The sequence below is a fragment of the Sphingomonas sp. LaA6.9 genome (genome assembly GCF_022601895.1).
In the GTDB taxonomy this organism is placed as follows: Bacteria; Pseudomonadota; Alphaproteobacteria; order Sphingomonadales; family Sphingomonadaceae; genus Sphingobium_A.
In genome coordinates this window covers 59,228-85,163 of the sequence record NZ_JAKVIO010000001.1, presented here as the reverse complement: position 1 = coordinate 85,163, position 25,936 = coordinate 59,228, and the positions used below count along the sequence as shown (strand labels likewise).

General features: G+C 63.8%; 23 protein-coding genes and 1 tRNA gene. 7 read left to right on the top strand and 17 right to left on the bottom strand.

Features of this window, described 5'->3' with window-relative positions:
- Positions 1–26: 26 nt before the first annotated feature.
- Complete coding sequence (locus MKI88_RS00445; RefSeq protein ID WP_241628288.1) at positions 27–1,400, top strand: class II 3-deoxy-7-phosphoheptulonate synthase; 1,374 nt, start codon at positions 27–29, stop codon at positions 1,398–1,400.
- Between the two features lie 80 nt (positions 1,401–1,480).
- Positions 1,481–1,639 (top strand): hypothetical protein, encoded by a 159-nt coding sequence (locus MKI88_RS00440; RefSeq protein ID WP_241628286.1) that lies wholly within the window; start codon positions 1,481–1,483, stop codon positions 1,637–1,639.
- Between the two features lie 315 nt (positions 1,640–1,954).
- Here the strand turns inward: MKI88_RS00440 and MKI88_RS21360 are convergent, their stop codons facing one another.
- Positions 1,955–2,083, bottom strand: coding sequence for a hypothetical protein (locus MKI88_RS21360; RefSeq protein WP_281063689.1), 129 nt, complete (start codon positions 2,081–2,083; stop codon positions 1,955–1,957).
- A 74-nt stretch (positions 2,084–2,157) separates the two neighbouring features.
- Positions 2,158–4,476, bottom strand: a complete 2,319-nt coding sequence (locus tag MKI88_RS00435) for an EAL domain-containing protein (RefSeq protein ID WP_241628283.1) — start codon at positions 4,474–4,476, stop codon at positions 2,158–2,160.
- 189 nt (positions 4,477–4,665) lie between these two features.
- Between MKI88_RS00435 and MKI88_RS00430 the strand changes: the two genes are divergently transcribed.
- Positions 4,666–4,740 (top strand) — tRNA-Glu (locus MKI88_RS00430).
- A 216-nt stretch (positions 4,741–4,956) separates the two neighbouring features.
- Here the strand turns inward: MKI88_RS00430 and MKI88_RS00425 are convergent.
- Both MKI88_RS00425 and MKI88_RS00420 read right to left on the bottom strand, forming a co-directional pair.
- Positions 4,957–5,940: an aldo/keto reductase gene (locus MKI88_RS00425; protein WP_241628274.1), complete on the bottom strand. Its 984-nt coding sequence runs from the start codon at positions 5,938–5,940 to the stop codon at positions 4,957–4,959.
- Positions 5,941–5,970: 30 nt separating this feature from the next.
- Entirely contained in the window at positions 5,971–6,459 is a 489-nt protein-coding gene (locus tag MKI88_RS00420; protein WP_241628272.1) for a cupin domain-containing protein, read from the bottom strand.
- Between the two features lie 458 nt (positions 6,460–6,917).
- Here MKI88_RS00420 and MKI88_RS00415 point away from each other — a divergent pair, with 458 nt between their 5' ends.
- Positions 6,918–8,420 carry an arylsulfatase gene (locus tag MKI88_RS00415; protein ID WP_241628269.1) on the top strand — a complete coding sequence of 501 codons (1,503 nt, stop codon included), beginning with the start codon at positions 6,918–6,920 and terminating at the stop codon, positions 8,418–8,420.
- Positions 8,421–8,593: 173 nt separating this feature from the next.
- Here the strand turns inward: MKI88_RS00415 and MKI88_RS00410 are convergent, their stop codons facing one another.
- From MKI88_RS00410 to MKI88_RS00375, 8 genes are all read right to left on the bottom strand, one after another.
- Positions 8,594–10,072, bottom strand: coding sequence for a phospholipase D-like domain-containing protein (locus MKI88_RS00410; protein ID WP_241628259.1), 1,479 nt, complete (start codon positions 10,070–10,072; stop codon positions 8,594–8,596).
- 65 nt (positions 10,073–10,137) lie between these two features.
- Positions 10,138–11,589: a PH domain-containing protein gene (locus MKI88_RS00405; RefSeq protein WP_241628256.1), complete on the bottom strand. Its 1,452-nt coding sequence runs from the start codon at positions 11,587–11,589 to the stop codon at positions 10,138–10,140.
- Complete coding sequence (locus MKI88_RS00400) at positions 11,586–12,047, bottom strand: PH domain-containing protein (protein ID WP_241628254.1); 462 nt, start codon at positions 12,045–12,047, stop codon at positions 11,586–11,588. The genes MKI88_RS00405 and MKI88_RS00400 overlap by 4 nt, the downstream gene beginning before the upstream one ends.
- A 29-nt stretch (positions 12,048–12,076) precedes the next feature.
- A complete protein-coding gene (locus MKI88_RS00395; protein WP_241628245.1) occupies positions 12,077–13,876 on the bottom strand; it encodes an acyl-CoA dehydrogenase C-terminal domain-containing protein in 1,800 nt (599 codons plus the stop codon).
- A gap of 31 nt (positions 13,877–13,907) precedes the next feature.
- Positions 13,908–14,363 carry a MerR family DNA-binding transcriptional regulator gene (locus MKI88_RS00390; protein WP_241628243.1) on the bottom strand — a complete coding sequence of 152 codons (456 nt, stop codon included), beginning with the start codon at positions 14,361–14,363 and terminating at the stop codon, positions 13,908–13,910.
- A 217-nt stretch (positions 14,364–14,580) separates the two neighbouring features.
- On the bottom strand, positions 14,581–15,024 hold the full coding sequence (locus MKI88_RS00385; RefSeq protein ID WP_241628241.1) for a hypothetical protein: 444 nt from the start codon (positions 15,022–15,024) through the stop codon (positions 14,581–14,583).
- Between the two features lie 525 nt (positions 15,025–15,549).
- Positions 15,550–15,912, bottom strand: coding sequence for a phosphoribosyl-AMP cyclohydrolase (gene hisI, locus MKI88_RS00380; protein WP_241628238.1), 363 nt, complete (start codon positions 15,910–15,912; stop codon positions 15,550–15,552).
- A 63-nt stretch (positions 15,913–15,975) separates the two neighbouring features.
- On the bottom strand, positions 15,976–16,182 hold the full coding sequence (locus MKI88_RS00375) for a Rho termination factor (RefSeq protein ID WP_241628229.1): 207 nt from the start codon (positions 16,180–16,182) through the stop codon (positions 15,976–15,978).
- A 130-nt stretch (positions 16,183–16,312) separates the two neighbouring features.
- Between MKI88_RS00375 and purF the strand changes: the two genes are divergently transcribed.
- The 3 genes from purF to MKI88_RS00360 all read left to right on the top strand — a co-directional run bounded on the left by purF (position 16,313) and on the right by MKI88_RS00360 (position 19,063).
- Positions 16,313–17,770, top strand: a complete 1,458-nt coding sequence (gene purF, locus MKI88_RS00370) for an amidophosphoribosyltransferase (RefSeq protein WP_241628227.1) — start codon at positions 16,313–16,315, stop codon at positions 17,768–17,770.
- 160 nt (positions 17,771–17,930) lie between these two features.
- A complete protein-coding gene (locus tag MKI88_RS00365; protein ID WP_241628225.1) occupies positions 17,931–18,644 on the top strand; it encodes an SDR family NAD(P)-dependent oxidoreductase in 714 nt (237 codons plus the stop codon).
- Between the two features lie 68 nt (positions 18,645–18,712).
- Positions 18,713–19,063, top strand: coding sequence for a PilZ domain-containing protein (locus MKI88_RS00360; protein WP_241628216.1), 351 nt, complete (start codon positions 18,713–18,715; stop codon positions 19,061–19,063).
- A gap of 12 nt (positions 19,064–19,075) precedes the next feature.
- Here MKI88_RS00360 and MKI88_RS00355 read toward each other — a convergent pair whose 3' ends face one another.
- Genes MKI88_RS00355 through MKI88_RS00335 form a run of 5 tightly spaced genes read right to left on the bottom strand, consistent with a single transcriptional unit; the run spans position 19,076 to position 25,898 of the window.
- Complete coding sequence (locus tag MKI88_RS00355) at positions 19,076–20,263, bottom strand: serine hydrolase (RefSeq protein WP_241628214.1); 1,188 nt, start codon at positions 20,261–20,263, stop codon at positions 19,076–19,078.
- 17 nt (positions 20,264–20,280) lie between these two features.
- Positions 20,281–21,558 (bottom strand): cyclopropane-fatty-acyl-phospholipid synthase family protein, encoded by a 1,278-nt coding sequence (locus MKI88_RS00350; protein WP_241628212.1) that lies wholly within the window; start codon positions 21,556–21,558, stop codon positions 20,281–20,283.
- A gap of 43 nt (positions 21,559–21,601) precedes the next feature.
- Positions 21,602–22,981 (bottom strand): deoxyribodipyrimidine photo-lyase, encoded by a 1,380-nt coding sequence (locus MKI88_RS00345; protein WP_241628210.1) that lies wholly within the window; start codon positions 22,979–22,981, stop codon positions 21,602–21,604.
- A gap of 17 nt (positions 22,982–22,998) precedes the next feature.
- Complete coding sequence (locus MKI88_RS00340) at positions 22,999–24,027, bottom strand: 2-oxoacid:ferredoxin oxidoreductase subunit beta (protein WP_241628203.1); 1,029 nt, start codon at positions 24,025–24,027, stop codon at positions 22,999–23,001.
- Positions 24,024–25,898: a 2-oxoacid:acceptor oxidoreductase subunit alpha gene (locus MKI88_RS00335; protein ID WP_241628201.1), complete on the bottom strand. Its 1,875-nt coding sequence runs from the start codon at positions 25,896–25,898 to the stop codon at positions 24,024–24,026. Before MKI88_RS00335 ends, MKI88_RS00340 begins: the two co-directional genes overlap by 4 nt.
- Positions 25,899–25,936 lie beyond the last annotated feature (38 nt).

Genomic DNA, 25,936 nt, shown 5'->3' with positions numbered 1-25,936 from the left:
TCTCTCAACCTGTTGGACGAACGAAAATGGCCGCGAAATGGGCCCCCGATAGCTGGACGAACCACGAGGCACGGCAGTTGCCGACCTATCCGGATGCCGCGGCGCTTGCCGAGGCGACCACCACGCTCGGCTCCTATCCGCCGCTGGTGTTTGCGGGTGAGGCGCGCAACCTCAAGGCCGATCTCGCGCGCGTGTCGGAGGGCAAGGCCTTTCTGCTCCAGGGCGGCGATTGCGCCGAGAGCTTCGCAGAATTCCACCCCAACAATATCCGCGACACCTTCCGCGTCATCCTCCAGATGGCGGTTGTGCTCACCTATGCCTCCAAGCTCCCGACCGTGAAGGTCGGCCGCATGGCGGGCCAGTTCGCCAAGCCCCGCTCCGCGGACATGGAGGATATCGGCGGTGTCTCGCTGCCCAGCTACCGCGGCGACATCATCAACGACATCGCCTTCGAGGAAGCGGGCCGCATCCCCGATCCGCAGCGCATGGTAAAGGCGTACAGCCAGTCCGCCGCGACGCTCAACCTGCTCCGCGCCTTCGCGAGCGGCGGCTATGCCAATCTCCATCAGGTCCATCGCTGGACGCATGACTTCATGGGCCGCAGCCCTTGGGCGAAGAAGTACGCCGAAACCGCCGACCGCATCGGCGAGGCGCTCGACTTCATGGCGGCGTGCGGCATCAACCCCGATACGGTCCCCCAGCTTTCGGGTACGCAGTTCTACACGAGCCATGAGGCGCTGCTGCTCCCCTATGAGCAGGCGCTGACGCGGCAGGACAGCCTGACCGGCGACTGGTACGATACCAGCGCGCACATGCTCTGGATCGGCGATCGCACGCGTTTCGAGGGCTCGTCGCATGTCGAGTTCCTGCGCGGCATCGGCAATCCGATCGGCATGAAGTGCGGCCCGAGCCTTGAGCCCGACGCGCTTCTTCGCCTGCTCGACACGCTCAACCCTGCACGCGAGCCCGGGCGCATCACGCTCATCACGCGTTATGGCCATGACAAGATCGAGGCCGGCCTGCCCAGGCTCGTCCGCGCCGTCATGCGCGAGGGGCATCCGGTCGTCTGGAGTTGCGATCCGATGCACGGCAACGTCATCAAGGCGCAGAACGGGTACAAGACGCGTCCCTTCGACCGCATCCTTGGCGAAGTCCGCGGCTTCTTCGCGGTTCACCGCGCCGAGGGCAGCTTTGCGGGCGGCATCCATGCCGAGATGACGGGCCAGAACGTCACCGAGTGCACGGGCGGCGCGGTCGACGTGACCGAACAGAGCCTCGCCGATCGCTACCACACGCATTGCGATCCGCGGCTCAACGCCAGCCAGTCGCTCGAACTGGCGTTCCTGCTCGCCGAGATGCTCAATCAGGAGCTTGCGGAACGGCGCAAGGCGGCCGCTTGACCTCCAGTTCCCCCTCCCGCTTTTGGGAGGGGGCTCCAATGCGCAATAAGCATCGCTCGCTGGATTAGTGGGGGAACATCGTGCGCGAACAGGCCAACACCGCGGTCAAGGCGGGTATCAGTTTCGGCTCTGCGCTGGCGATCGCGATCTCGTGGAGCCTTCACAAATCGATCCTGTGGGCGATCATCCACGGCTTCTTTTCCTGGTTCTACGTCATCTGGTACGCGCTGACGCGCTGACGCGCGCGCGACGTGCCTCGCGGAGATAAGAGCGCGAAGCTCGGTCCGGTCACCGGACAAGGCCGCATGGACTCACTGCCTGCGCGCGCGAATCACCTGCCCGCCGGCGTTGCCAGAAAGTGCCAACTGCCAGCTCCCAACCCCTGATTTCACAGGCGCTTTTCGGCTTCGGCTTCGCGCCTTCCGCTTCGCCATTCAGCCCGTGGCATGAACGGGAGCATCGGACGCCGCGCCGAGCGGCCAGCGACACGGCCAAAAAGAGAAAAGCCCCGGAAACCGGGGCTTTTCAATGTCGATTCAGTATGTTGGAACGGCTTAGCCGCGGCCCATGCCGTCGTCGCCACCGCCCATGAGCCAGTCCCAAAAGGACCAGCGCGCGGGCTGCTGCTGACGCGGCGAACCGACCGGCTGGCGGCGCTCGCGAGGATAGATCTTCTTCATCATGGCCCCCTGAATGAGGTTCAGCCGCACGCGCGGCCAGGGGCACATTAAGGCAAATAAAAATGGTTTACAAGAATTTAACCATCAGCAGCCCGCTTCGAGCTGGGCTCCAGTATCTCCATGAAGCTGAGCCACTCCATCGGCCGGCCGATATGGTAACCCTGTCCGATCTCGCACCCCATGGTTCGCAGCATCTGGAGCGTCTCGGCAGTCTCCACGCCCTCGGCCACGACCTTCATGCCGAGCGTGTGCGCAAGCTCGACGGTCGAGCGCATCACCGCCTGGTCCTCGGGGCTGGAGAGCAATGATGCGGCGAACCGCTTGTCGACCTTGAGCTCGTTCGCGGGAATGCGACGCAGATAGGCCAGCGTCGACATGCCCGTGCCATAATCGTCGATCGAGAGTTCAACGCCCATCGCACGCAATTCCTCGAGCAGTTTGAGCGCGGTCTGGCCTTCCAACATCGCTGCGGTCTCGGTGATCTCGAGCACCAGTGCCGACGCCGGCAGCCTGTGCTTGCGCAGCGCACGGCGCACCATGTCGACAACCTCGCGCGTCGCGAGCAGTTGCGGCGAGATGTTAACCGAGATCGCGAAGGACGGATGATATGCGATCGCCGCGGCCGCAGCGCGCGCTGCCTCGTTGAGCACGAAAGCCGTCAAGCGATCGATCCTGCCGTGCCGCTCGGCCATCTCGACGAATTCGGCCGGGTCGATCGGCCCTCGCGTCGTATGCGTCCAGCGAACAAGCGCCTCTGCGCCGACGATTGCGCCGGTCGCAAGTTCCATCTTGGGCTGGTACGCGACCCAGATGTCGCCTGCGTCGATCGCCTGATCGAGTTCGCCCAGCAGCGACAACGCCCATTCGCGTGCGCCGGTTGAGGACGGATCATGGATCTTCCAGCAACCGCCTTCCTCTGCCACCGCATGCGCGGCGGCGAGCGCACTCGCCAGGCGATGCGAAAGCGGCATATGAACTTCGCGGTCCACGCCGAAGAAAACGTCGACGTCAAAACTCTTGTCGGTGACGCGAATCGGGTTGCGGAAGATCAACTGCAACGCCTTGAACCGGTCAACCACCGAGGCAAGCTCGGCCTCGGGCATCAGCCAGAAGAAATTGCCATCATCGCCATGCAGTAGCTGCGCCTGCCCTGCGCCCATGGCAAGACGCGAGACGACCTGCCCCAGAAGGTCGCGCTCGCTGTCGGGCGGTAGCGTGCTGACGATATCGGCATAACGCCTCAAGCGTACGGCGACCAGGATATTGGGGTCGGAGAGTCCTTCGCGCAGCAGCGCGTTCACGGTCTTCAGTCCCGAAACCGGATTGATCGCACCCTGGCTTTGCTGGGCCGCCCCGAAGCGCTGCCAGCCCACGATGATCATTGTGACGATCGCAAGGAAGAGCGCGGGCGCGACGTCCACGAAGATACTTTTGTACTCCAGTGCGAGTGGAGCGCCAAGCAAGGTCGCAATTCCGAGTGCGCCAACCCCCATTGCCAGCTTGCGCCGCCTTCCCAGCACGAACCAGGCGGTCACACCCACGGCAAACAGCCAGGGCGGAAGCCATCCGAGGACGATGGGCCTCTGCTTCATAAGGGTTTCGGCGCCGACCGCGATGATGAACACGCCCGCGACACGCCCCTGCCCGGGAGCGAGGAATACGTCTTCAAGCAGCGCCGAATTGACTCCCACAATGACGCTCTTGCCCTTCAGGGCACCCGGCCGAACGCTGTCGGTCAGGACGTCGGCTGCACTGACATAGGGCACCGAAGAAATCCGGTAGGAATAATCAATGGGAAACTCTTCACCGGTCTCGCCATCAACGCCGGCGATAGCCGCCTCCATCGCACGAACGACGCGGTCGCCGAACTGCCTGCGATAGGAAACGGTGGTCGCGCCGTTCCAATAGTGGATCCAGCGCATCACGCTGACAGTCTCGGCCCTCGAATCGATTTCGGGCATCGGCAGGATGGGTCTCGACGTGCCCGGCGTGGAGGAATTGTCCAGTCCGCTTGCTACGAAGACGCGGCCACGGTGCCGGTCGAGCACCTCGATGAACTGGCGGTCGCCTTTGGCTTCCATGCGTTGGAAATAGAGATCGAAGAATACGCGATCAGCGCCCTGCTTGAAGAGCCTGTCGGTCAGCGACGCCAGCTCGCGCCGATTCCATTGCCATGGGCCAACATTCGAAAGCGCCTTGTCATCGATCCCGACGACGACGATTTTGCCGCTCACGGATTGGGCGCGCGCCTTGTCGCGCAGGTTGCGCAACGCAAGGTCTAGCGGCTTGCCGAACTCGACCACGCCGAACAGCAGCGACAACAGCACAAGCCAGCCGAGCAGCTTGCGATTGCTGCCGGATGCTTCGGAGTTGCGGCGGATACGTGGACGGCGCATTGGTAAATCCTCAGTCAGCCGCGTTTTACCCGGTGAATGGTTACCGAAGTGCAAAGGAAACCGCGCCTTTCCGGCCTTTGATCAAGCCGCGCGCACAGCAGGCGCGCGATTCCGCGCCCCTGCCCCCTTGACGCCGACGCACGCACCCCATAGATGAGCCGCCTTCGCGCCGCCCAAGGCTGGCGTGCAGGCCCCTTCGTCTAGCGGTCAGGACGCGGCCCTCTCACGGCTGAAACACGGGTTCGATTCCCGTAGGGGTCACCAGCTTTTCCAATGGGTTAGTGCGTGCGCCGCGCAACTCGTCAAATATCCATCAAATATCCAGGCGCGACGCACGTATGTGCGCGGATATTTTTTGATCTTCGGCCTTTCAAAATAGAATTTGGAATGTTCCAGACCCAGGAATCTCGGTTGTCGAAGGAACATGCGCCCCCCGAAATCAGCAAGAAGCGGCCGCTCAGGGGAAGCCCCGCGGATGACTCAGCGGCCGACACGCGCCTGAAGTGCGGCGGGGTAGCGGGCGCCCTGCACCTCAACCGTGGCGAGCGCCTGCTCGATGCGCGCAAGATCGTCGCCCGTCAGTCCGACATTCGCTCCGCCGAGATTTTCCTCCAGCCGGTGCAGCCTGGTCGTGCCCGGGATCGGCACGATCCAGGGTCGCTGCGCCAATAGCCAGGCGATCGCAATCTGCGCCGAGGTGACGCCTTTGGCCCCGGCAATCTCGCCGATCAGGGCGACGAGCGCCTGATTGGCCTTCAGCGCCTCGGGCGAGAAGCGCGGCACGACATGGCGAAAGTCATTGTCGCCGAAGGTCGTGTTCGCATCGATCTTGCCGGTCAGGAAACCCTTGCCGAGCGGGCTGAAGGGCACGAAACCGATCCCGAGTTCTTCGAGCACCGGCAATATCTCCCGTTCGGGCTCGCGCCACCAGAGCGAATATTCGCTCTGGAGCGCCGCGACGGGCTGCGCCGCATGGGCGCGGCGGATGGAAGCCACGCCGGCTTCGGACAGGCCGAAATGGCGAACCTTGCCCGCCGCGATCAGCTCTTTCACCGTGCCCGCGACATCTTCCATCGGAACGTCGGGGTCGACGCGGTGCTGGTAGAAAAGGTCGATGCGGTCCGTTCGCAGCCGCTTCAGCGCCTCGTCGGCGACCTGGCGGATGCGCTCGGGCCGGCTGTCGAGCCCCCGGGCGACGTCGCCGCCGCGAAAGCCGAACTTGGTGGCGATCACGACTTGATCGCGCACCGGCTCCAGCGCCTCGCCGACGACCTCCTCGTTGATGCCGGGACCATAGGCTTCGGCGGTATCGAAAAAGGTCACCCCGCGCTCATGCGCGGCGCGGATCAGCTTGATCGCTTCGCCCCGATCGGTGGCGGGGCCATAGCCATAGCTCAACCCCATGCAACCAAGGCCGATCGCCGAGACCGACAAGCCGCTATGGCCGAGTTCGCGCATCTGCATATCTGTTCTCCTTGTAAATCATCGGGCAGATCAGCGGCCGGACCCGCGATATTGCGCGTCACTGACCTGCTCCATCCACGTCACCGATTGCCCGCCCTGCGCTTCGGCGATCGCCACATGCGCCATGCCATCCGTCGCGCTGGCGCCATGCCAATGCTTCACGCCGGGCGGAATCCAGACGAGATCGCCGACGCCGATCTGCTGGACCGGGCCGCCCCAGTGCCGGACCTGCCCCTTGCCGCCGGTCACGATGAGCGTCTGGCCGAGCGGGTGTGTATGCCAGGCCGTCCGCGCGCCGGGCTCGAAGGTCACGATACCGCCGCCGACGCGTGCGGGAAGCGGCCGCTGAAAGCGCATATCGACCCGGACGGCGCCGGTGAAATTGTCGGCCGCACCGGCCGCGCTCGGTTGCGAGCCCGCCTTGGTCACGACCACGGCCTTGTCCGCGGGCACCGAGGGCTTGCCGCCTTGCGCTTCACCCTCGGCGAAGACGTCGCGCGCGATGCCCACTGCCGTCACCGCATTGGGCCAGCCGGTGTAGAAGGCCAGAAGATTATGTCACGCAGTTCGTCCGGCAGGGCGAGCTGCAATATGTGCTCGACGACTGGTGTCCGCCCTTCGACGGCTATCACCTCTATTGTCTGAGCCGGCGACAGCCGACCCGGGCATTCAGCCTGCTCGTCGAGGCGCTTCGATATCGGCCGGTATGAAGTTTGGCCCGCACCTGCATGCTCTAACGACAAACGGCTGGATCGCGGCCATTGAACCCGCCCGTGCGAAGCGGACGAGTACCGTTGGGTCTATGGCTGTGTGCCATGGCCATCGCTCCAACGGGGCGCCGGATGCGCCAACCGCCCTGCCCCGGGAAGGCCTCGCCCAGTCAGATTTTAGAAAGATGTCGGGGTAAATCCCGATACTGCGTCCACGCGCCAGCCGCCTAGATCAACGCTCCACGTCGAAATGCGAGGAGAGATACGATGGCAAAGAAAAAGCCCAATATTCTCATCATGTGGGGAGACGACATCGGTCAGTCGAACCTCAGCGTCTTCACCAAGGGGATGATGGGCTACAGGACGCCCAACATCGATCGCGTCGCCAATGAAGGCATGCTGTTCACCGACTATTATGCGGAGCAGAGCTGCACCGCCGGCCGCGCCAGTTTCATCACCGGCCAGGGCGGGCTTCGCACCGGTCTCACGAAGGTCGGCATGCCGGGCGCGAAAGAAGGCATGAAGGATTCGATCCCGACCATTGCCACCGTGCTCAAGGAACAGGGCTATGCGACCGGCCAGTTCGGCAAGAACCATCTCGGCGACCGCGACGATCAGCTGCCGACGATGCATGGTTTCGACGAGTTCTTCGGCAATCTCTATCACCTCAATGCCGAGGAGGAGCCGGAGAACCCGGACTATCCCGACCCCAAGGAATTCCCCAACTTCAAGAAGCGCTTCGGCCCGCGCGGCGTGCTCCACTGCAAGTCGGACGGCAAGGGCGGTCAGTCTATCGAGGACACCGGCCCGCTGACGAAGAAGCGGATGGAAACGATCGACGACGAGGTGACGCACAAGGCCGTCGCCTTCATCCGCGCGCAGGTGAAGGCGGGCGTTCCCTTCTTCGTCTGGTTCAACACGACCCATATGCACTTCCGGACCCATGTGAAGCCGGAAAGCAGGGGCCAGGCCGGGCGCTGGCAGAGCGAATATCATGACGTGATGATCGATCACGACAAGGCGATCGGCGTGCTGCTCGACCTCGTCGATGAGCTGGACATCGCCGACAACACCTTCGTCATGTACTCGACCGACAACGGCCCGCACTGCAACAGCTGGCCCGATGCCGGCACGACGCCGTTCCGCTCGGAAAAGAACACCAGCTGGGAAGGCGCCTATCGCGTTCCCGCGATGGTGCGCTGGCCGGGCAAGATTCCGGCAGGGTCGATCTCGAACGACATCGTTTCGCACCTCGACTGGTTGCCGACCTTTGCCGAAATGGCGGGCGCGGGCAACATCAAGGAAGACTTGATGAAGGGCGCCTCGCTCAACGGCAAGAAATACAAGTCCCACCTCGACGGCTTCAGCATGGTCGGCCACCTCACCAAGGGCGAGAAGAGCCCGCGCAAGGGCTTCATCTACTTCACCGACGAGGGCGAAGTCGCAGCGCTGCGCATGGACAACTGGAAGGTCGTGTTCATGGAGCAGAAGTGCGAGGGCACGCTGGAGATCTGGGGACGCCCCTTCGTCACCGGGCGCATCCCCAAGCTCTTCAACCTGCGGACCGACCCGTACGAGTTCGCCGACATCACCTCGAATACCTACTGGGACTGGTATCTCGACCGGGCATTCATCCTGGTCCCGTGCCAGGACATCATCGGTGAATATCTCGCGACGATGAAGGACTTCCCGCCGGCGCAGAAGGCCGGCAGCTTCAATCTCGAGAAGGTGATGGACACGCTCCAGTTCGGCTCCACCGGCGGCGCCTGAGGATTGGATGCCCGCACTGTCCTCGCTGCGCCAGGCCGCAGCGAGGACAGTGGATCGGGAGCATCGGTCTGCAACAAGCTGCCTTGGAAATCCCGTTTCGATAAAGGCTGTTCGCAACACGCTCCAGGCCCTGACGGTTTCAGCGCGAAACGGCTTGAAGCGTAAATCAGGCTCTAGCCGCGTCGGTGCCAGCGAACCCCGCGCCAACGCCTGAACAGGCCGCGATGCGCGATGGATTCGAACATCTCGTCGGGACTTTCGGGATCGAGCAGTTCGTTCTCCGCGATGAAGTCCTCGACGGCATCGGGCTCTTCGAACGTCAGCAGGTCGAGGGTTTTGCCCGAATGCTGCAGCGCCTCGATCGTCGCGACGAGCGATCCCGTCTCATTGAATTTCGCGGCGACCTCCGCCTCTGCCACGTCCAGATGCTCGGCCATCAGCCGCGTCCTCAGCGCGGCGATGCGTTCGCCGGCCTTGGCATTGGCCTCCAGCGCCGTGTCGATCGCGAGGTCGCACTCGCTGTCGAGCCCGAGTGACCGGTTGTTGAGATTGGACGAGCCGATCCGCAAAACGCGATCATCGACGATCATCACCTTGGCATGGACATAGATATCACCGCCCTTGCGCGTCCTGGGCGTATAGATCCGGAAGCGATTGTGCGTATCGACATGGCCGATGGCCTGACCCAGCCGGACACGCGCGCCATCCATCGCCTTCTGTTCCAGCCAGCCTTCGGCGGACAAGGGCATGACTAGGACGAACTCGGGCGGATTCTTCTCGCGCATGCGCGCGGCGATCGCCGCGCCGATCTTCCCCGATGTCAGATACTGGTTCTCGGCATAGATGAAGCGCTCGGCGCGGGCGATCATGTCGAGATAGAGCGCCTCGATCTCCTTCACCTCGGGAGCGCCATCATGTTCGGCGCGCGTCCGCGCGATCGCGACATCGACATTGGTGAAATCGGGCTCCAGCTCGTCGGGCCAGATGTCATCGACGGGCTCGACGGGCTCGATCGCGCGTCCAGTGGCGCGCTCCCAGCGTTTGCGTCCCAGCTCGCCAAGCGCGCGCGCAGCCTCGCCATCGACCACCATCGTGACATCATGCCACGGGCCGTAGAGTTGTCCTCCCGGCCGTCTGCGGCGTGGATCGTCGTCCTTGTGCGCGTTCGTGTCCCAGCGATCGCGTGTCATGTCGATGCCGCCACACACCGCAAAACTGTCGTCGATGATGACGATCTTCTGGTGATGGCTGCAGCCCGCCGGGTGCGCGTGATCGAACTCGAACGTGATCGGCTTCGTCATCGCCCAGCGTGCAAGCGTGAAGATCGCGCGCCCGCGAAAGAACATCTTGAGCGCGCCTACATCCCATTTGAGGATGTCGATCGCGATATCGGGGCGCTGCCTGGCGATATCGAGCAGCAGGCTTCCGAGCGTCTCATCCTCGACGCCGCCGTCCTCGGGGCGTTGCAGATGAATGCGCGGATCGAAATCCCATCCGATCAGCAGGATGCGGCGCCGCGCCCTCAGCATCGCCGCGCGCGCTATGCGAAAATAGTCGCAGGCATCGACGATCACCGCCGCGCGGTTGGCCCGCGCGATCTTCCAGCAATTGCTTCCGGCCGATACCACCGGCTTCGTCTTGCTGCGTGCCATATGGCTCCCTGCCCCGCCGCCGTCCGTCAAACGCATGACCCGGCATTTCGTGCCGCAGGCGTAACTTACCGGCGCAATTGCTCTGCGATCTCGTCGAACAGCATGCGCGTGCGTGCGTCGTCGAGGTCGACGATGCGCGGATCGCTGATCGTGGATGCCCCCGCGGTGTCCACCAGCAACGTCGACAGCCCGAGGATTCGCTGAAGCGGGGAGCGCGTGATCGTCACGGTCTGCGCGCTGCGCACAGGGACGATCCAGAGTTTCTGAGCCCACCATCCCTGGCACACATAGAGCATGTCCCCGACCAGCGCGTAGCGATGCGCGCGACGTTCGAGCACCGCGCGCGCGACCAGCACGGGGATTGCGGCAAGGGCGAAGAGGATCGGCGGATAAAAGATGCTCGCCGTGGCGATCGCCACCAGCGGCAGCGCAATGCTCGCAGCCACCGCCTTCAGGACATGCCTGCGCGAAACGCGGAGCAGCGCGCCCTCGGCGGGCAGGCGCATGGCATTGCATGCCCCAAGGATCGGAATGACCTCGTCGTCGCGCGCCAGCGGGGCCACGCTCTGCTTGCCGCCACCTTCCCGTTCGGCGCTGAGCGTCTGGACCGCAAGCTCGCTGAAGTCGAGCATCCGCTTGAACAGCCCGCGCCGGACGAGCGCCAGCTGCATGCGCCGGCGCGGTATGACGATTTCGGTGTGCGTGAACAGTCCGCGCACCCGGCGCACGCCGGCGGGCACCTCGGTCAGCCGGAAGCCGTAGTCGCGCGCCAGCGTGCGCGCGACGCCGGTGACGACGCCGAGGATCAGCGCCAGCAGGAGCGCCGCCGCGATCATCCCCGGCGTGAAACGCCCCGCCAGCCGATCCTCCGCAAGCCCGATCCACTTCCCCCAGTCCTCAAGGCGAAAGGGCAGGAAGCGCTCGAAAGTCTGGAGCAGCGCGAACAGGCCCGCCAGATACAGCAGCGAGAAATTGAACAGCCCCGAAAGCAGCACGCGGGGAAGCGGCATGGCAAACAGCGCCGGCGCCTCGACAGCTTCATCCTGAACTGCTGCGCCGTGCACTTCATGCGCCTTGCCCGCGCGCAAGGCGGCGCGCAGCCGATCGGCTTCGATCAGGCTCAGACTGTCGAGCACGCCCTCGTCGCCACCCGACCCGCCCGTTTCGATCCGCACCTTGGCAAGCCCGAGCAGGCGCTCGAGCACCCCGCGCTCGATATCGACATCCTGGATGCGTTCGAAGGGGATGCTCCGCCGGTTGCGGTTGAGCACGCCGCTTTCGATGACGATCTCATGCGCGCCCAGACCGTAGCGAAAACGGCTCCAGGAAAGCCAGTTGATCGCAAGCACGCCCACGCCGAACACCGCCGCCATGGCGAAGAAATAGCCGATGCCCTTGTCGTTCAGATATGTGACAAGCGCGGGCAGGCCGAGCAGCGTCGAGGGCAGGTTCTTGAGGTAACGCAGCCCGATCGACAGCGGGTGGAGATGCCGGTCGGTGACAGTGCCACCGTTCACGCCGGATCCTGGCGGATATGCGCGCGGATCTCGTCGCGCAGCCCTTCTGCGGTCGCGCGCGACAGCCCGGGCAGCACGACCTCGCTGTTGGCGGTTCCTGCGGTATGCAGCACCAGCCGCGCCACGCCGAAACTGCGTTCGATCGGGCCTTGCGCGACATCGATATGCTGGACGCGGCCAAAGGGAACGACGGTCTGGACCTGGACGACGACCCCGTGCTGAACGCGCAGTTCCTGATCGCCCGTACCATAGCGCCAGGCGCGAAACCGCCGCGGAGGACCGAGCAGCACCGGATAGGCCAGCAGCAGCGCCACGGGGATGATCACCGTCCCCATCGGCACCGCCAGCGTGGCCAGCAGGACCGCATTGGCGCCCGTCGCCGCGGCCAGCACCACGCCGCCGAAGATCGCGGCATGAATCCGCATCACCGATAGCTGGCCGCGTTCAAGTCCTGTCATACAGCCCCCCTGACGTCAGGGGTAACGGGTTAAGCGGCGAACAGCTCGGGTTCAAGCGCCATCAGCGACTCCGCGCCGCCTTCGATCTTGCGGCGCAGCGCGCCCGCATCGGGCATGATCCGTTCGGCGTAGAAGCGCGCGGTGACGAGCTTGGTCTCATAGAATTTCGCATCGCCCGTGCCCGCCTCGAGCGCGGCCGCCGCGGCGCTGGCCATGCGCAGCCACATCAGGCCGACCGCGACGATGCCCATGATGTGCATATAGGGCACCGCCGCCGCCCCGGCATTGTTGGGATTGGCCATCGCGTTCTGCATCAGCCACATGGTCGCGGCCTGGAGCTCGCCATTGGCCTTTTCGAGCCGCTCCGCAAAATCCCTGAGCCTGTCATTGCCCTTGGCGGCAGCGACCTCTTGCCCGACCAGCGCAAAGAATGCCTGCACCGCGCGCCCGCCATTGAGCGCCAGCTTGCGCCCGACAAGGTCCATCGCCTGCACGCCATTGGTGCCTTCGTAGATCATCGCAATCCGCGCATCGCGGACATACTGCTCCATGCCCCATTCGCGGATATAGCCGTGCCCGCCATAGATTTGCTGGCTTTGGGTCGCGATCTCATAGCCCTTGTCGGTGCCATAGCCCTTGATGACGGGGGTCAGCAGCGAGATCAGGTCGTCGGCCGACTGGCGTTCCTCCTCGGTCTGCGCCTTGTGGCTGAGATCGACCTGAAGCGCGCCCCAGAGGCACAGCGCGCGCAGCCCTTCGGTCAGCGCCTTGCCCTCCATCAGCATGCGGCGGACATCGGGATGGACGAACAGCGTATCCGCCTTCTGGTCGACATCGGCGGGGCCGGTCAGCGCCCTGCCCTGTCGGCGGTCCTTCGCATACTGGACCGCGTTCTGGAACGCGACCTCGCCCTGCGAAAGCCCCTGCAGGCCAACGCCCAGCCGCGCCGCGTTCATCATGATGAACATAGCGGCCAGGCCCTTATTCTCCTCACCGACCATGAAGCCCGTCGCGCCGTCATAATTCATGACGCAGGTCGAGTTGCCGTGGATGCCCATCTTTTCCTCGATCGAGCCGCACGACACCGCGTTGCGCGCGCCGAGTGAGCCATCGTCGTTCACCATGAACTTGGGCACGATGAACAGCGAGATGCCCTTCACATTGTCGGGCGCCGTCGGCGTCTTGGCGAGCACGAGATGGATGATGTTCTCGGTCAGGTCGTGCTCGCCCGACGAGATGAAGATCTTGGTGCCCGTGACCTTGTAGGAGCCATCGGCCTGCGGTTCGGCCTTGGTGCGGATCAGGCCCAGATCGGTGCCCGCATGGGGTTCGGTCAGGTTCATCGTCCCGCCCCACTGGCCCGCGATCATCCTCGGCGTGTATTTTTCCTTTTGCTCCTGCGAGCCCTTGGCGAGGATCGCGGCGACCGCACCGAGCGTCAGCCCCTGATACATGGCAAAGGCCATGTTGGAGCTGATCAGATATTCCTCGAACGCGGTCGAGACCACATGCGGCAGGTTCTGCCCGCCAAACTCCTCGGGCATCGAAAGCGTGGTCCAGCCCGCCTCGATGAACTGGTCATACGCCTCCTTGAAGCCCTTGGGCGTCGTCACCGAGCCGTCAGCATGGCGGGTGCACCCCTCCTCGTCCCCGATCTGGTTCAGCGGAAACAGCACCTCGGCCACGAACTTGCCGCCTTCGCTCAACACCGCCTCGACCGTGTCGGGCGTCGCATTCTCGAAGCCGGGAAGGTTGGAATAGCGGTCGAGCCCGATAACCTCGTCGAGGATGAATCGGGTGTCGCGCACGGGCGCGTTATAGATAGGCATTTGGTGTCTCCGGCTCGGAACTAGGGGGTATTCAGGCCTTCGCGGCCTTTACGGCGGGCTCGCCATCGGCATCGGCCTCCGCTTTCTCGACCATGGCGACAAACCGCGTCAGCTCGTCAATCTGCGCATCGATATCGACACGCTGCTGCTTCAACAGTTCGACGCGCGCATTGCACTTCTCGATCGTCACGCGCCGCTGCACATGGCGCCCGTCGCCGACGTCATAGAGATCGATCATCTCGCGGATCTCGCCGAGGCTGAATCCCACGCGCTTGGCGCGCAATATCCAGGCGAGACGCGCACGATCGCGCTTCGTATAGATGCGCGTCATGCCGCGCCGCATCGGGGCGATCAGCCCCTCATCCTCATAAAAGCGCAGCGCCCGCGCGGTGACACCGAACTCTTCGGAAAGATCAGAAATGCTATAGACATGGCGGTCGCGAACATCCGGCATATCCAGCGTTGCATGAGTCGATTTATAAGCCATGGCGAGCAGTTTATTTTACGTTCACGTTAACGTCAAGACAGCCTATACTTCCTGAACCGAAGCTTCAGGGAAGGTAACCATCACGACGCATTGGTAGAAGGGCTATCGAACGGCATGCACCAGCGCGCGCCGAAATGGCACATTTGTCGTGGAGTCCGGACTGGCAGCTTTCAGGTAGCGAGGGCAAAAAGCAGACCGCGGCTTTCACTGCGTGAGCTTAAGCTGTGTGTCGGCGATCAATCTTAGCAGCGACAAGACCCGCAATCGCGACGACCGCCAACAAGGGTATCCCGATGAAGAACGGCAGAAGCCCAACGGAAAGCGCAGAAGCAGTCCATTTTCTCTCCAGCAACGCGTACTGGGCGACTTGGAATCCGCCAAAGTAGAAATAGGCGAGGGTCGCCATCGAGACACAGAAGATTGCGGCAGCGCTACGGGTGTTTGCTCGTTTATTGGTGCTCGCACAAATAAGGGCGGTGCCTATAAAAGGGAAAAATAGAAGAAGCATGCCTAAAGCCACATCCGAGGCCCATCGCCCATGCTCAGCAACAGCGTTGGTGAAGCTTTCTCCCGCAATGGTCATTCGCGCAATCAGGTCTGATCCGGTCACGGCAACGACGAACACTACCGAGGCACTCAGCAGGTAAGCCTTCGTCTTCATACCGTCCCCGCTCCTTCCTGACCATTGTAGACGGCAGCTTTCACGCGGCGCAAGCGACAGAGGTAATGGCCAAGATGTCGTCGTCAGCGGACGCGTCGTCAATAACGCTCCTTCCCGCATCCCGGGCAGTGTTTGGGCTATGAAAAATAGTTGAACGCGATGAAACCGTGCTCCCGACTGTCCCGCCGGTAAGCAAGGATTCTGCAAAATTCACACCGGACAAACATGATAGCAAGAGCGCAAACGAAGAACAGGACAACCAAGCCGTTGGCAATCCAGTCGGGGATGTCAGGAAGCAACAGGATCAGCGCAACGAGCGTCGCGATTGCTTGGAGACCCCAAAATTTCAGTCTGATAGTGGATTTTCTCACAGTCTCACCCCCGATACTTGCACCCGATCTGTCACAATCCGACCTTTTTCGGCAAGGGGCGCTCACTCTAATAGACTTAGCTGCCGAACAAACGGCAGCTTCTGGAAAGCATGTTTGAAGCGTTGGAGGTCCGAAATGTCGTCGAAACCCGCCCCTACTCAACCCGCTCCAGTGCGCCATCCGCAATCCGACGATAAAAGCAGCTCCGCTCCCCCGTATGGCATGCTGGCCCGGCAGCCTCCGCGATCACCCACAAAGCATCCTGATCGCAGTCAATGCGCATCTCCCGCACGCGCAGCACGTTGCCTGAGGTCTCGCCCTTCATCCAGAGCGCCTGGCGGCTGCGTGACCAGAAATGCGCGATACCCGTCTCGATCGTCTGCGCGAGTGCATCGGCATTCATGTGCGCCAGCATCAGCACGCCACCACCATGTGCATCGGTGACCACCGCGGTGATCAGTCCGTTGGCGTCATATTTGGGGTCGAGCGTGGAGCCGGTTTCGCGAAGGTCTGTCATGAACACGCGCATAGCCTGCGCATGCCCCCATCCTCAACCCTTGGCGCCTCAACCCCCTTGACATCACCCCTTGCGCAACGCCGCGACAAGATCCTCCTTCGTCGCGGTGGGGCCGCCCGAGGCGCCCCGGTCGGCTGCGCCTTCTTCCCACTCGGCGAGCGGATCATGCGTATGCGCGATCCGTGCCGCCTTTTCGGCCGAACAACCCTGCTTCAGCAGCGCCTCGAACAACATATCGTCGCTGATCGTTGGCCCATGTTCTCGCGCCATGCTATCTCTCCTGACTGCTAAAACGCACAGCGCGCCCAACGGCTCCCGGCAATTTTGTTACAAGAGGGCGACAAAGGCGATGACACTCCCTATATGCGCCCCGAACGCTCCCGAGCGACAGGCGAATCACATGCTCACCACGAACCCGTTTGACGACGACAAGCTGCGCGAAGAGTGCGGCATTTTCGGCATTACCGGCGCGGATACGGCCTCCGCGCTTGTGGCGCTCGGCCTCCACGCGCTGCAGCATCGCGGCCAGGAAGCCGCAGGCATCACGAGCTTCGATGGCGATCATTTCCATACGCACCGCGCAATGGGGCATGTCGCCGGCAATTTCGACCGCGACGACGTCATTCGCGGACTTCCCGGGATGGTCGCATGCGGACATGTTCGTTACTCGACCACGGGTGAAACCGCGCTGCGCAACGTCCAGCCGCTGTTCGCCGACCTCGCATCGGGCGGTTTCGCGATCGCGCACAACGGCAACATCTCCAACGCGATGAAGCTGCGCCGCGATCTTGTCCGTCGCGGCTCGATCTTCCAGTCGACCTCGGACACCGAGACGATCATCCACCTCGTCGCGACCTCCGCTTACCGGACGCTGCTCGACAAGTTCATCGATGCGCTGAAGCAGGTCGAGGGCGCCTATGCGCTGATCTGCATGACGCCGGAGGGCATGATCGCCTGCCGCGATCCGCTGGGTATCCGTCCGCTGGTGATGGGCAAGCTCGATGACGCGATCATCTTCGCTTCGGAAACCGTGGCGCTCGACGTCGTCGGTGCAGAATTCATCCGCAGCATCGAGCCGGGCGAGATCGTCATCGTCCGCGAGGGCCAGACCCAGTCGATCCACCCCTTCGACAATGTCGCGAAGCGCCCGTGCATCTTCGAGCACGTTTATTTCTCGCGCCCCGATTCGATCGTCGACGGCTCATCGGTCTATTCGGTCCGCAAGGCCATCGGTGCGCAGCTCGCGATCGAAGCGCCTGTCGAGGTCGACCTCGTCATTCCGGTGCCGGACTCGGGCGTCCCCGCCGCGATCGGCTACGCGCAGGAATCGGGCATTCCCTTCGAGTTGGGCATCATCCGCTCGCATTATGTCGGCCGCACGTTCATCCAGCCGGGGGACAAGGTTCGCCATCTCGGCGTGAAGCTCAAGCACAATGCCAACCGCGCGCTCATCACGGGCAAGCGTGTCGTGCTGATCGACGATTCGATCGTGCGCGGGACCACCAGCCTCAAGATCGTGCAGATGATGCGCGAGGCGGGCGCCGCCGAGGTCCATATGCGCATCGCCAGCCCGCCGACCCGGCATAGCTGCTTCTATGGCGTCGACACGCCCGAACGCGCCAAGCTGCTCGCCGCGCGGATGCAGGTCGAGGAAATGCGCGAGTTCATCCATGCCGACAGCCTTGCGTTCATCTCAATCGACGGGCTCTACAAGGCGCTGGGCGAGGATCACCGGCAGGACTTTCGTCCGCAATATTGCGACGCCTGTTTCACCGGCGACTATCCGACGACGCTGACGGATCACGACGATCTGGCCGTCGAGGATCAGTTCCAGCTGCTGGCAGAGCGCGTGAACTGACCGCGTCCGATCCCCGCGCCTGCCCGTCCCCGAGAAACCTCTGTCCTACATCGTCTGCGATTGTCATGGTCGTCGAAGGGTCGCTCAACCCCGATTTCGTGAAGGCCAACCGGCATGGCGTTTTGTGAGAATTTTGTGAATCTAAGTGAAGCGAGCACCAATGAGCAGCGATAACCCCCTGAAAGGAAAGCTTGCGCTGGTTACGGGCGCAAGCCGCGGCATCGGCGCCGCTACGGCTGAGGCGCTCGCCGCGGCAGGCGCGCACGTCATCCTGACCGCGCGCACTGCGGGCGGGCTCGAGGAGGTCGAGGAGCGCATCCATCAGGCAGGCGGCCAGGCGACGATCGCGCCGCTCGATCTGATCGAGGGCGACAGCATCGCACGGCTCGCCGCCGCGATCTCGGGTCGCTGGGATGCACTCGACATCCTCGTGCTCAATGCCGCGATGTTGGGCACGCTGTCCCCCGTGACCGCGATCGACGCCAAGGAATTCAACAAGGTGCTGGCGACCAACCTGCTCGCGCAGCAGGCGTTGATCACCGCCTTCGATCCGATGCTGCGCAAGAGCGCGGGCGGGCGGCTGATCGCACTGACATCCAGCGTAGGGCAGAACCCCCGCGCCTATTGGGGTGCCTATGGCGCGTCCAAGGCGGCGCTCGAGGCGCTGGTCCTCGCCTATGGCGAAGAGGTGAAGAACATTTCGGCGGTGCGCACCGCTATCCTCGATCCGGGCGCAACCGCGACGAAGATGCGCGCAAAGGCTTTCCCCGGCGAGGACCCTATGACATTGAAAGGACCGGAAAAAGTCGCCGAACGGATTCTGGCGCTCGTGGTAAACGAATTCGAGACGGGGCATCGCGAGCGCGTTAACTAAACCCTTCAATCGGATTCCAACGAATCAGGCGGATGATCGGGGCTTTCCGTTAAGCAAGGAAATTCACGATGACCTCAACGACGGAAACCACGTCCCGCTACCAGATCGTGGCGCAGGAAGATCGTTGCGCGCCGCGCGCGTCGGTCAGCATTCCCGCAACGCTCCGGCCGTCGGGTTCGAGCGGTTTTTCGGTGGTGGTGACCGACCTGTCGGTCGCCGGTTTCGCATGCCAGGCCGTGACCGGCATAAAGCCCGGGATGCTCTGCTGGCTGACGCTGCCGGGGCTGAGCGGGCTTCAGGCCGAAGTCGTCTGGAACAACGGCTCGATGGTCGGCTGCGCCTTTGCCCGGTTGCTCAACCAGGCCGTGCTCGACCTCGTCGTGTCACGGTACCGGACGTCGCAGCCGGAGCTCCGCTGACAGCGAACACCTTCATTGCGGCGCTGCGTCGACCGCAGCGCTGATCTTGCGCATCAGTTCCATGCGTTCTGCGCCGAGCTGCGGATCGGTCGCCTTGGGCCATGCGCCCGACAGCACCACCACCAGTTTGCGCGCCCGATCAATGTAGATCATCTGCCCGAAAATGCCCTGCGCCTGAAAGGTGCCGTCTGCGTTGGTCCACCACTGATAGCCATAGCCCGAGCCCGGACGCCCCGTCTGCGCCTGCGCGCTTGTCGCCGCGGCGAACCAGCCCTCTGGCACGACACGCCTTCCATCGATCACCCCGTCATTCAGCACGAACTGCCCGATCCGTGCATAGTCCCGAAGGCTCGCCGACATGCAGCAGCCGCCGATGGTCTGCCCGCCCGCATCGACCATCCAGAAAAGGTCGCGCTCCATGCCGAAGGGTCTCCAGATCTTCTCCTCGACATATTGCGCGAGTGTCTTGCCCGTGGCCTTGGTGACGAGCACGCCGATCAGGTTGGTCTCACCCGTCTTGTAGACCCACTTCGTGCCCGGCTCGGCCTCGCGCGGCAGCTTCTTCAGATAGGCGATGGTCGGATCGACACCGGGCGGCGGAGCGTCCTTGTACATCGAGGCGACATCCGAAGCCGGATCGGTATAATCCTCGTTCCATCTGACGCCCGAAGTCATCGTGAGCAACTGCTTCACGCTGACGCCTTCATAGGCGCTGCCCGCCAGTTCGGGGATATAGCGCGTCAGCGGATCATCGACCGATTTGATGTAGCCGTCGGCCACCGCCGCGCCGACGAGCGTCGACGTCAGCGACTTGGCGACCGAAAAGGAGGTATAGCGCCCCTGTGCGGAATAGCCGCGCGCATAGCGCTCCAGCCTGATCCTGCCATCCTGCAGCACCAGCAGGCCCGCAACGTTGTGCGCCGCCATATGCGCGCCGACGGGATCGCCCGGTCCAAGGTCGAACGGCTTGCCCTTGCCAAGCCGATAGGGCTCGGCAGCCGCCTTTGCCATCTGCCCGGGAAAGAGCTTGTCCATCTCCGGAAAATTGGCGTCGCGCTCGGCCTGGCTCCAGAACAGGATCTCGGCCCCTGCTTCTCGCAGCTGATCGACATTGCTGTCCGTCACCCGAACAGGCGCCGTCGCGCAGCCGGCGAGCAAAATCGCGGGCAGCGCCCACGCGAAAGTCCGGTTCAGTTTCACATGCCTCTCCCCCGTCCCTATTGTGGCTTGACCAGCGTCACCTGCGCCACGTCGATTCCCTGCCCTCGAAAGCCGCCCTCGCAGTACATGAGGTAGTAGCGCCATAGATCGATGAAACGCTGGTCGAACCCCGCGGGCAACCGTCCGGCGGCGGCCACGGCTTCGAAATTCTCGCGCCAGCGTTTCAATGTCTCGGCATAATGGAGACCAAAGCTTTCGCGATCACGCCATTGGAAGCCAAGCCGCTCGGCAATCGCGCGAAACCGGCTTTCGGACAGCAACATGCCACCGGGAAAGATGTAGGTCTGGATGAAATCGGCACTCGCCGCATAGCCTTCGAAGACGTCGTCGGCGATGAGGATATACTGGATCGCCGCGCGTCCGCCGGGCTTCAGAAGCCGGTAAATCGCGGCAAGGTAATCCTCCCAATATTCATGCCCTACCGCCTCGACCATCTCGACGCTCGCCAGCGCATCATACTGGCCCGTTGCATCGCGGTAGTCGACGAGCTCGAAGTCAACGCGGTCTGCAAGCCCCGATCCGGCGACGCGCTGCTCCGCATAGCGTTTCTGGCTCGGCGAAAGCGTGATGCCGGTCACGAGCGCGCCGTGATCGCGCGCGGCCGCCTCCGCCAGTCCACCCCAGCCCGATCCGATTTCGATGAGCCTGTCCCCCGGCTTCAGCGCCAGCCGGTCGAGCATGTCCGCGATCTTGCGCGCCTGTGCGGCCTCGAGCGTTTCGCCCGGCAGAATCGGCTCGGCAAAGCGCGCGCTCGAATAGGTCATGCTGCGATCGAGCCACAGCGCGTAAAAGTCGTTGCCGAGGTCGTAGTGGAACTCGATGTTGCGCCGCGCCCCCGAACGGTCGTTGCGCCTAAGGCGATGCTGCAGCGAGACCAGCCGCCGGAACAGCCCGCGCGCGCGCCCCGCATTGCCCAGCCCTGCGCGGTTGCGCATGAACAATTCGAACAGCGGCACCGGATCGGCGCTGCTCCACTCGCCCCGCGCCCAGGCTTCGTACCAGCCGACCGATCCCGAACGCGCCAGCCGCGCCAGCGCGGTCCAGCTGCGCAGGTCCACATCCGCTGCCGGACCGGGCGCGCGGCCGCCCAGCACGCGCCGCGATCCGTCGGGCACGCGCACCTCGATCGAACCGGTCACCAGCCCCTGATCTATGCGGTCGAGCACGTGCCGGAAGCCGCGCGCAAAGATCGCGGCGAGCCAGCCGCTGCCGATGGCTCGGGCGCGTCCGGCACGCGCGAACTGGCGTCCGGCTTCGGGGTTCTGGGCGTTCATCGCCGCCAATTCTTACGCAAGCGGAAGGACATCGCAATCGTCCTCACGCGCGCACCAGATTTCCCGCAGCGAGCGCACGCTCACGGCCTTCGCGATGCCCGACGATTTTTGCGGGATAGGAGGGAGGCGCGAGCAATCCCGCCGCTTCGGGATCATGGATCGCATCATCGTCAAGCGCCCCAAGTTCTGGCACCCATCGGCGGATATAGCGCCCTGCGTCGAATTTCCCGGATTGCGAGAGCGGCGCCATGATCCTGCCGAACATGTTCGCGTCGATGCCCGTGCCCGCGATCCACTGCCAGTTGACCGCGTTGTTGCCATAATCGGCATCGACGAGCGTGTCCCAGAACCAGCGCTCGCCGCGACGCCAGTCGATGAGCAGATGCTTTACCAGAAAGCTCGCCGCGATCATCCGCACGCGATTGTGCATCCAGCCCGTCGCCCAGAGTTCGCGCATCCCCGCGTCGACGATCGGATAGCCCGTCCGCCCCCGTGTCCACGCGTGAAAATCGGCGTCGGCTTCGGCGCCTTCGCGCCAGGGCATCGCGTCAAAGGCGGGCCGCCCATTCCTGCGGCCATAATCGGGCAGGATGTCGATTACATTCGCCGCGAAGTCACGCCATGCGACCTCGCGCAGAAACGGTTCGGCACGCGCACCGCAGCGCCTGGCGCAGTGATGCCACAGCTTTGCGGGCGATATTTCGCCAAAATGGAGGTGCGGCGACAGGCGCGACGTTGCGGGCTCGGACGGCAGATTGCGCGCGGTTTCATAGTTTTCGACGTGGTCGAGAAAGTCGCGCAGCGCCGCCCTTGCGCCCGCTTCGCCGGGGTTCCAGACCGAAAAGCCCGCCGCCCAGTCGGGATCGCGGGGCTGCAGCTCCCATGCGTCGAGCGCATCGCTCGCGATATGCGCGCCATGCCCGCGCACCGCTTCGGGGGCGCGTGCGGGAAGCGGCGGCGGCATATGCTGGAGCAATGCGCGCCAGAATGGCGTGAACATGCGGTATCGGCCGCCTCCGCCAGTCAGGATGCGCTCGGGCGGCATCAGCCGCGTGCCGTCGTGAAGGCAAAGATCGAGTGCCCCCGCCACCGCGGCCTCGGCATCCTTCCACCAGGGCTCATAGTGATGAAGCGCGTGGACCCGCCGCACGCCGAGCGCGCGCGCAACGCTGATCAGCTCGCCCGCGCTGTCGCCACGGCGCAGCACCAGCTGCACACCCATTCGGGAAAGATCGGCCGCCAGCGCGGCCAGGCTGTGGTGCAGCCACCAGCGCTGCGCGCCGCCCATGGCCCATTGCCCGCAAATGGCATCGTCGAGCACATAGACCGCAACAACCGCGCCTTCAGCCGCTGCCGCAGCAAAGGCAGCCTGGTCGGACAGCCGCAAATCCTGGCGAAGCCAGACGAGAACCAAATCGGTCATGCGCGGCCTATAGCGCTTCAGTCGACGCGCGGCTGCTTTTCCACCTGCCAGGTCTGTCCCTTGGCGACCAGTTTCTGGAGATCGGGCGCCTTGCCCTCGGCCACCTGCTGATTCTGCGCGACCACCGCCTCCTCGAAGCTCGGGCGCGGATCGTCGTAAAGCACGCCGAGCGCCATCGGGAAGGCACCGAAGGGCAGCTCGACCAGCATGTGCGCGACCGAGCGGTTCGCGACATCGTGCACCTGCACGCCCGCCGCCTGCCAGTCGCCATCGACGACATCGACGATTTCGAGATGAAGGTGATCGAGATTGAGCCGCAGCCCCTTGGTCCCGCCCGCAAACAGCATCGGCTGGCCATGTTCGAGCCAGAGCTGGCCCTCGGCGGCGTTGGCCTTTTCGGTGAAGGGCGCAAAGACATCGTCATTATAGACGATGCAGTTCTGGAAGATCTCGATGAACGCCGCGCCCTTGTGCGCGTGCGCGGCCTTGAGCACTTCGGGCAACTTCTTGTGGACGTCGATCCCGCGCGCAACGAAGCGCGCGCCCGAGCCGAGCGCGAAGGCGCACGGGGAAGCCGGCCGGTCGACCGAGCCGAAGGGCGTCGAGGGCGAGCGCGTGCCGATCCGCGAGGTCGGCGAATATTGCCCCTTGGTCAGCCCGTAGATCTCGTTGTTGAACAACAGGATCTGGCAGTCGAGATTGCGGCGGAGCAGGTGCATGGTGTGGTTGCCGCCGATCGACAGCGCATCGCCGTCCCCCGTGATGATCCACACATCGAGGTCGGGATTGGCGAGCTTCACCCCCGTCGCGATCGCAGGCGCGCGACCGTGGATCGTGTGGAAGCCGTAGGTTTCCATGTAATAGGGAAAGCGCGACGAGCAGCCGATGCCCGAGATGAAGACGGTATCCTCCGGCCTGACGCCGAGTTCGGGCATCGTCCGCTGCACCGCCTTCAGTATGGCGTAGTCACCGCAGCCGGGGCACCAGCGGACCTCCTGGTCGCTTTCCCAGTCCTTTGCGGTGCCGATCTTCGTCATCTCGTTCATGCGAGCGCCTCCTCGATCGCCGCTTCGATCTCCGCGATGCGGAAGGGCTGGCCGCTGATCTTGTTGAGCGGCTGCGCGTCGACCAGATACTGGTCACGCAGCACCGTCTTTAACTGCCCCGTATTCATTTCTGGTACGATGATCTTACCGTAACCCTTTAGCAATTCACCGAGATTGCGGGGCAATGGCCAGATATGGCGCACATGGACATGGCTGACATCCCTGCCCTTTGCGCGCTGGCGGCGCACGGCCTGATGGATCGGACCAAAGGTCGATCCCCAGCCGACGATAACGAGTTCGCTGCCAGCTTCGCCCAGCGTCACCTCCTGCTCGGGCACATGGTTCGCGATGCCGAGCACCTTGTCGCGGCGGATCTCGGTCATCGCCTGGTGGTTGGCCGGCGCATAGTCGATATGGCCCGTATCCACCGCCTTCTCGATCCCGCCGATGCGGTGCATCAGTTCGGGGGTTCCGGGCTTGACCCAGGGCCGCTTGAGCTTGTCGTCGCGCGCATAGGGCTTGAAGCCGTCCGCGGGCGCCTCGGTCATGAAGTCGACCGCGAACGGCGCGTAGCCACCCATATCGGGCACCCTCCACGGCTCGGCAGCGTTGGCGATATAGCCGTCGGTCAGCAGCATGACGGGCGTCATGAACTGCACCGCAATCCGCACCGCCTCGATCGCGCAGTCGAACGCGTCGGCGGGTGAGCGCGCCGCGATCACGGGCATCGGCGCGTCGCCATTGCGCCCGTAAACGGCTTGATACAGGTCCGATTGCTCAGTCTTGGTCGGTAGGCCGGTTGAAGGGCCGCCGCGCTGCGAATTGACGATCACCAGCGGCAGCTCGGTCATGATCGCAAGTCCGATCGCCTCGGTCTTGAGCGCAATCCCCGGCCCCGAGGATGAGGTGACGCCCAGCGACCCGGCATAGGATGCGCCGATAGCGCTCGCGATCGCGGCAATCTCGTCCTCCGCCTGAAAGGTGGTGACGCCATATTCCTTGAGCCGCGAAAGATGGTGCAGGATCGCCGACGCAGGCGTGATCGGATAGCCGCCAAAGAACATCGGCAGGTTCGCCAATTGCGCGCCCGCCACCAGCCCGAGCGAAATCGATTCCGCGCCCGTGACCGTCCGATACAGCCCCGGTTCGGCAGGTGCAGCGGCGATGTGATGCTGCTTCATCGGCCCGCCGATCTCGGCGGTTTCGCCGTAAGCATGGCCCGCATTGAGTGCGGCGATATTGGCTTCTGCGAGTTCGGGCGCCTTGGCGAACTTGGCGTGGAGCCAGTCCACAATCGGCTTGCGCTCGCGGTCGAACATCCAGAGCGCGAGCCCCAGCGTCCACATATTCTTGCAGCGCAGCGCCTCCTTGTTGCCAAGGCCGAAGGGCTTCACCGCATCCAGGGTGAGCTGCGAAATGTTGAAATGGACGAGCTGCCATTTGGCGAGCGACCCATCCTCCAGCGGATTGGCATCATAGCCCGCCTTGGCGAGATTGCGCGAGCTGAACTCGCCCTCATCGGCGATGATCAGACCGCCGGGCTTGAGCACACCCACGCTCATCTTCAGCGCGGCGGGGTTCATCGCGATCAGAACGTCGGGCGCATCGCCCGCGGTCTCGATCGCGGTCGATCCGAAATTGATCTGAAAAGCCGACACGCCAAAGGTCGTGCCCTGCGGCGCGCGGATCTCGGCCGGAAAATCGGGGAAGGTCGCAAGGTCGTTTCCGGCGAGCGCGGTCGACAATGTGAACTGCCCGCCGGTCAATTGCATCCCGTCGCCGCTGTCGCCAGCAAAGCGGACGACCACGGCCTCGGGTTCAGGGTGTGAGGATGCCTCTTCCGGGCTTACCTCGTGGACGGCAGATGCCATAAGCGATCGTCCTTCCTGTGTCTCTCCATGAACATGCT

What these genes read in the sequence shown, in the direction of transcription:
- MKI88_RS00360 (WP_241628216.1), top strand. Translation starts at nt 18,713, where the DNA reads ATGACCTCAACGACGGAAACCACGTCCCGCTACCAGATCGTGGCGCAG.
- MKI88_RS00425 (WP_241628274.1), bottom strand. Translation starts at nt 5,940, where the DNA reads ATGCAGATGCGCGAACTCGGCCATAGCGGCTTGTCGGTCTCGGCGATC.
- MKI88_RS00435 (WP_241628283.1), bottom strand. Translation starts at nt 4,476, where the DNA reads ATGCGCCGTCCACGTATCCGCCGCAACTCCGAAGCATCCGGCAGCAAT.
- MKI88_RS00350 (WP_241628212.1), bottom strand. Translation starts at nt 21,558, where the DNA reads ATGAACGCCCAGAACCCCGAAGCCGGACGCCAGTTCGCGCGTGCCGGA.
- MKI88_RS00365 (WP_241628225.1), top strand. Translation starts at nt 17,931, where the DNA reads ATGAGCAGCGATAACCCCCTGAAAGGAAAGCTTGCGCTGGTTACGGGC.
- MKI88_RS00410 (WP_241628259.1), bottom strand. Translation starts at nt 10,072, where the DNA reads ATGGCACGCAGCAAGACGAAGCCGGTGGTATCGGCCGGAAGCAATTGC.
- MKI88_RS00375 (WP_241628229.1), bottom strand. Translation starts at nt 16,182, where the DNA reads ATGGCGCGAGAACATGGGCCAACGATCAGCGACGATATGTTGTTCGAG.
- purF (WP_241628227.1), top strand. Translation starts at nt 16,313, where the DNA reads ATGCTCACCACGAACCCGTTTGACGACGACAAGCTGCGCGAAGAGTGC.
- MKI88_RS00445 (WP_241628288.1), top strand. Translation starts at nt 27, where the DNA reads ATGGCCGCGAAATGGGCCCCCGATAGCTGGACGAACCACGAGGCACGG.
- MKI88_RS00345 (WP_241628210.1), bottom strand. Translation starts at nt 22,981, where the DNA reads ATGACCGATTTGGTTCTCGTCTGGCTTCGCCAGGATTTGCGGCTGTCC.
- MKI88_RS00400 (WP_241628254.1), bottom strand. Translation starts at nt 12,047, where the DNA reads ATGACAGGACTTGAACGCGGCCAGCTATCGGTGATGCGGATTCATGCC.
- MKI88_RS00415 (WP_241628269.1), top strand. Translation starts at nt 6,918, where the DNA reads ATGGCAAAGAAAAAGCCCAATATTCTCATCATGTGGGGAGACGACATC.
- MKI88_RS21360 (WP_281063689.1), bottom strand. Translation starts at nt 2,083, where the DNA reads ATGATGAAGAAGATCTATCCTCGCGAGCGCCGCCAGCCGGTCGGTTCG.
- MKI88_RS00385 (WP_241628241.1), bottom strand. Translation starts at nt 15,024, where the DNA reads ATGAAGACGAAGGCTTACCTGCTGAGTGCCTCGGTAGTGTTCGTCGTT.
- MKI88_RS00390 (WP_241628243.1), bottom strand. Translation starts at nt 14,363, where the DNA reads ATGGCTTATAAATCGACTCATGCAACGCTGGATATGCCGGATGTTCGC.
- MKI88_RS00335 (WP_241628201.1), bottom strand. Translation starts at nt 25,898, where the DNA reads ATGGCATCTGCCGTCCACGAGGTAAGCCCGGAAGAGGCATCCTCACAC.
- hisI (WP_241628238.1), bottom strand. Translation starts at nt 15,912, where the DNA reads ATGACAGACCTTCGCGAAACCGGCTCCACGCTCGACCCCAAATATGAC.
- MKI88_RS00340 (WP_241628203.1), bottom strand. Translation starts at nt 24,027, where the DNA reads ATGAACGAGATGACGAAGATCGGCACCGCAAAGGACTGGGAAAGCGAC.
- MKI88_RS00395 (WP_241628245.1), bottom strand. Translation starts at nt 13,876, where the DNA reads ATGCCTATCTATAACGCGCCCGTGCGCGACACCCGATTCATCCTCGAC.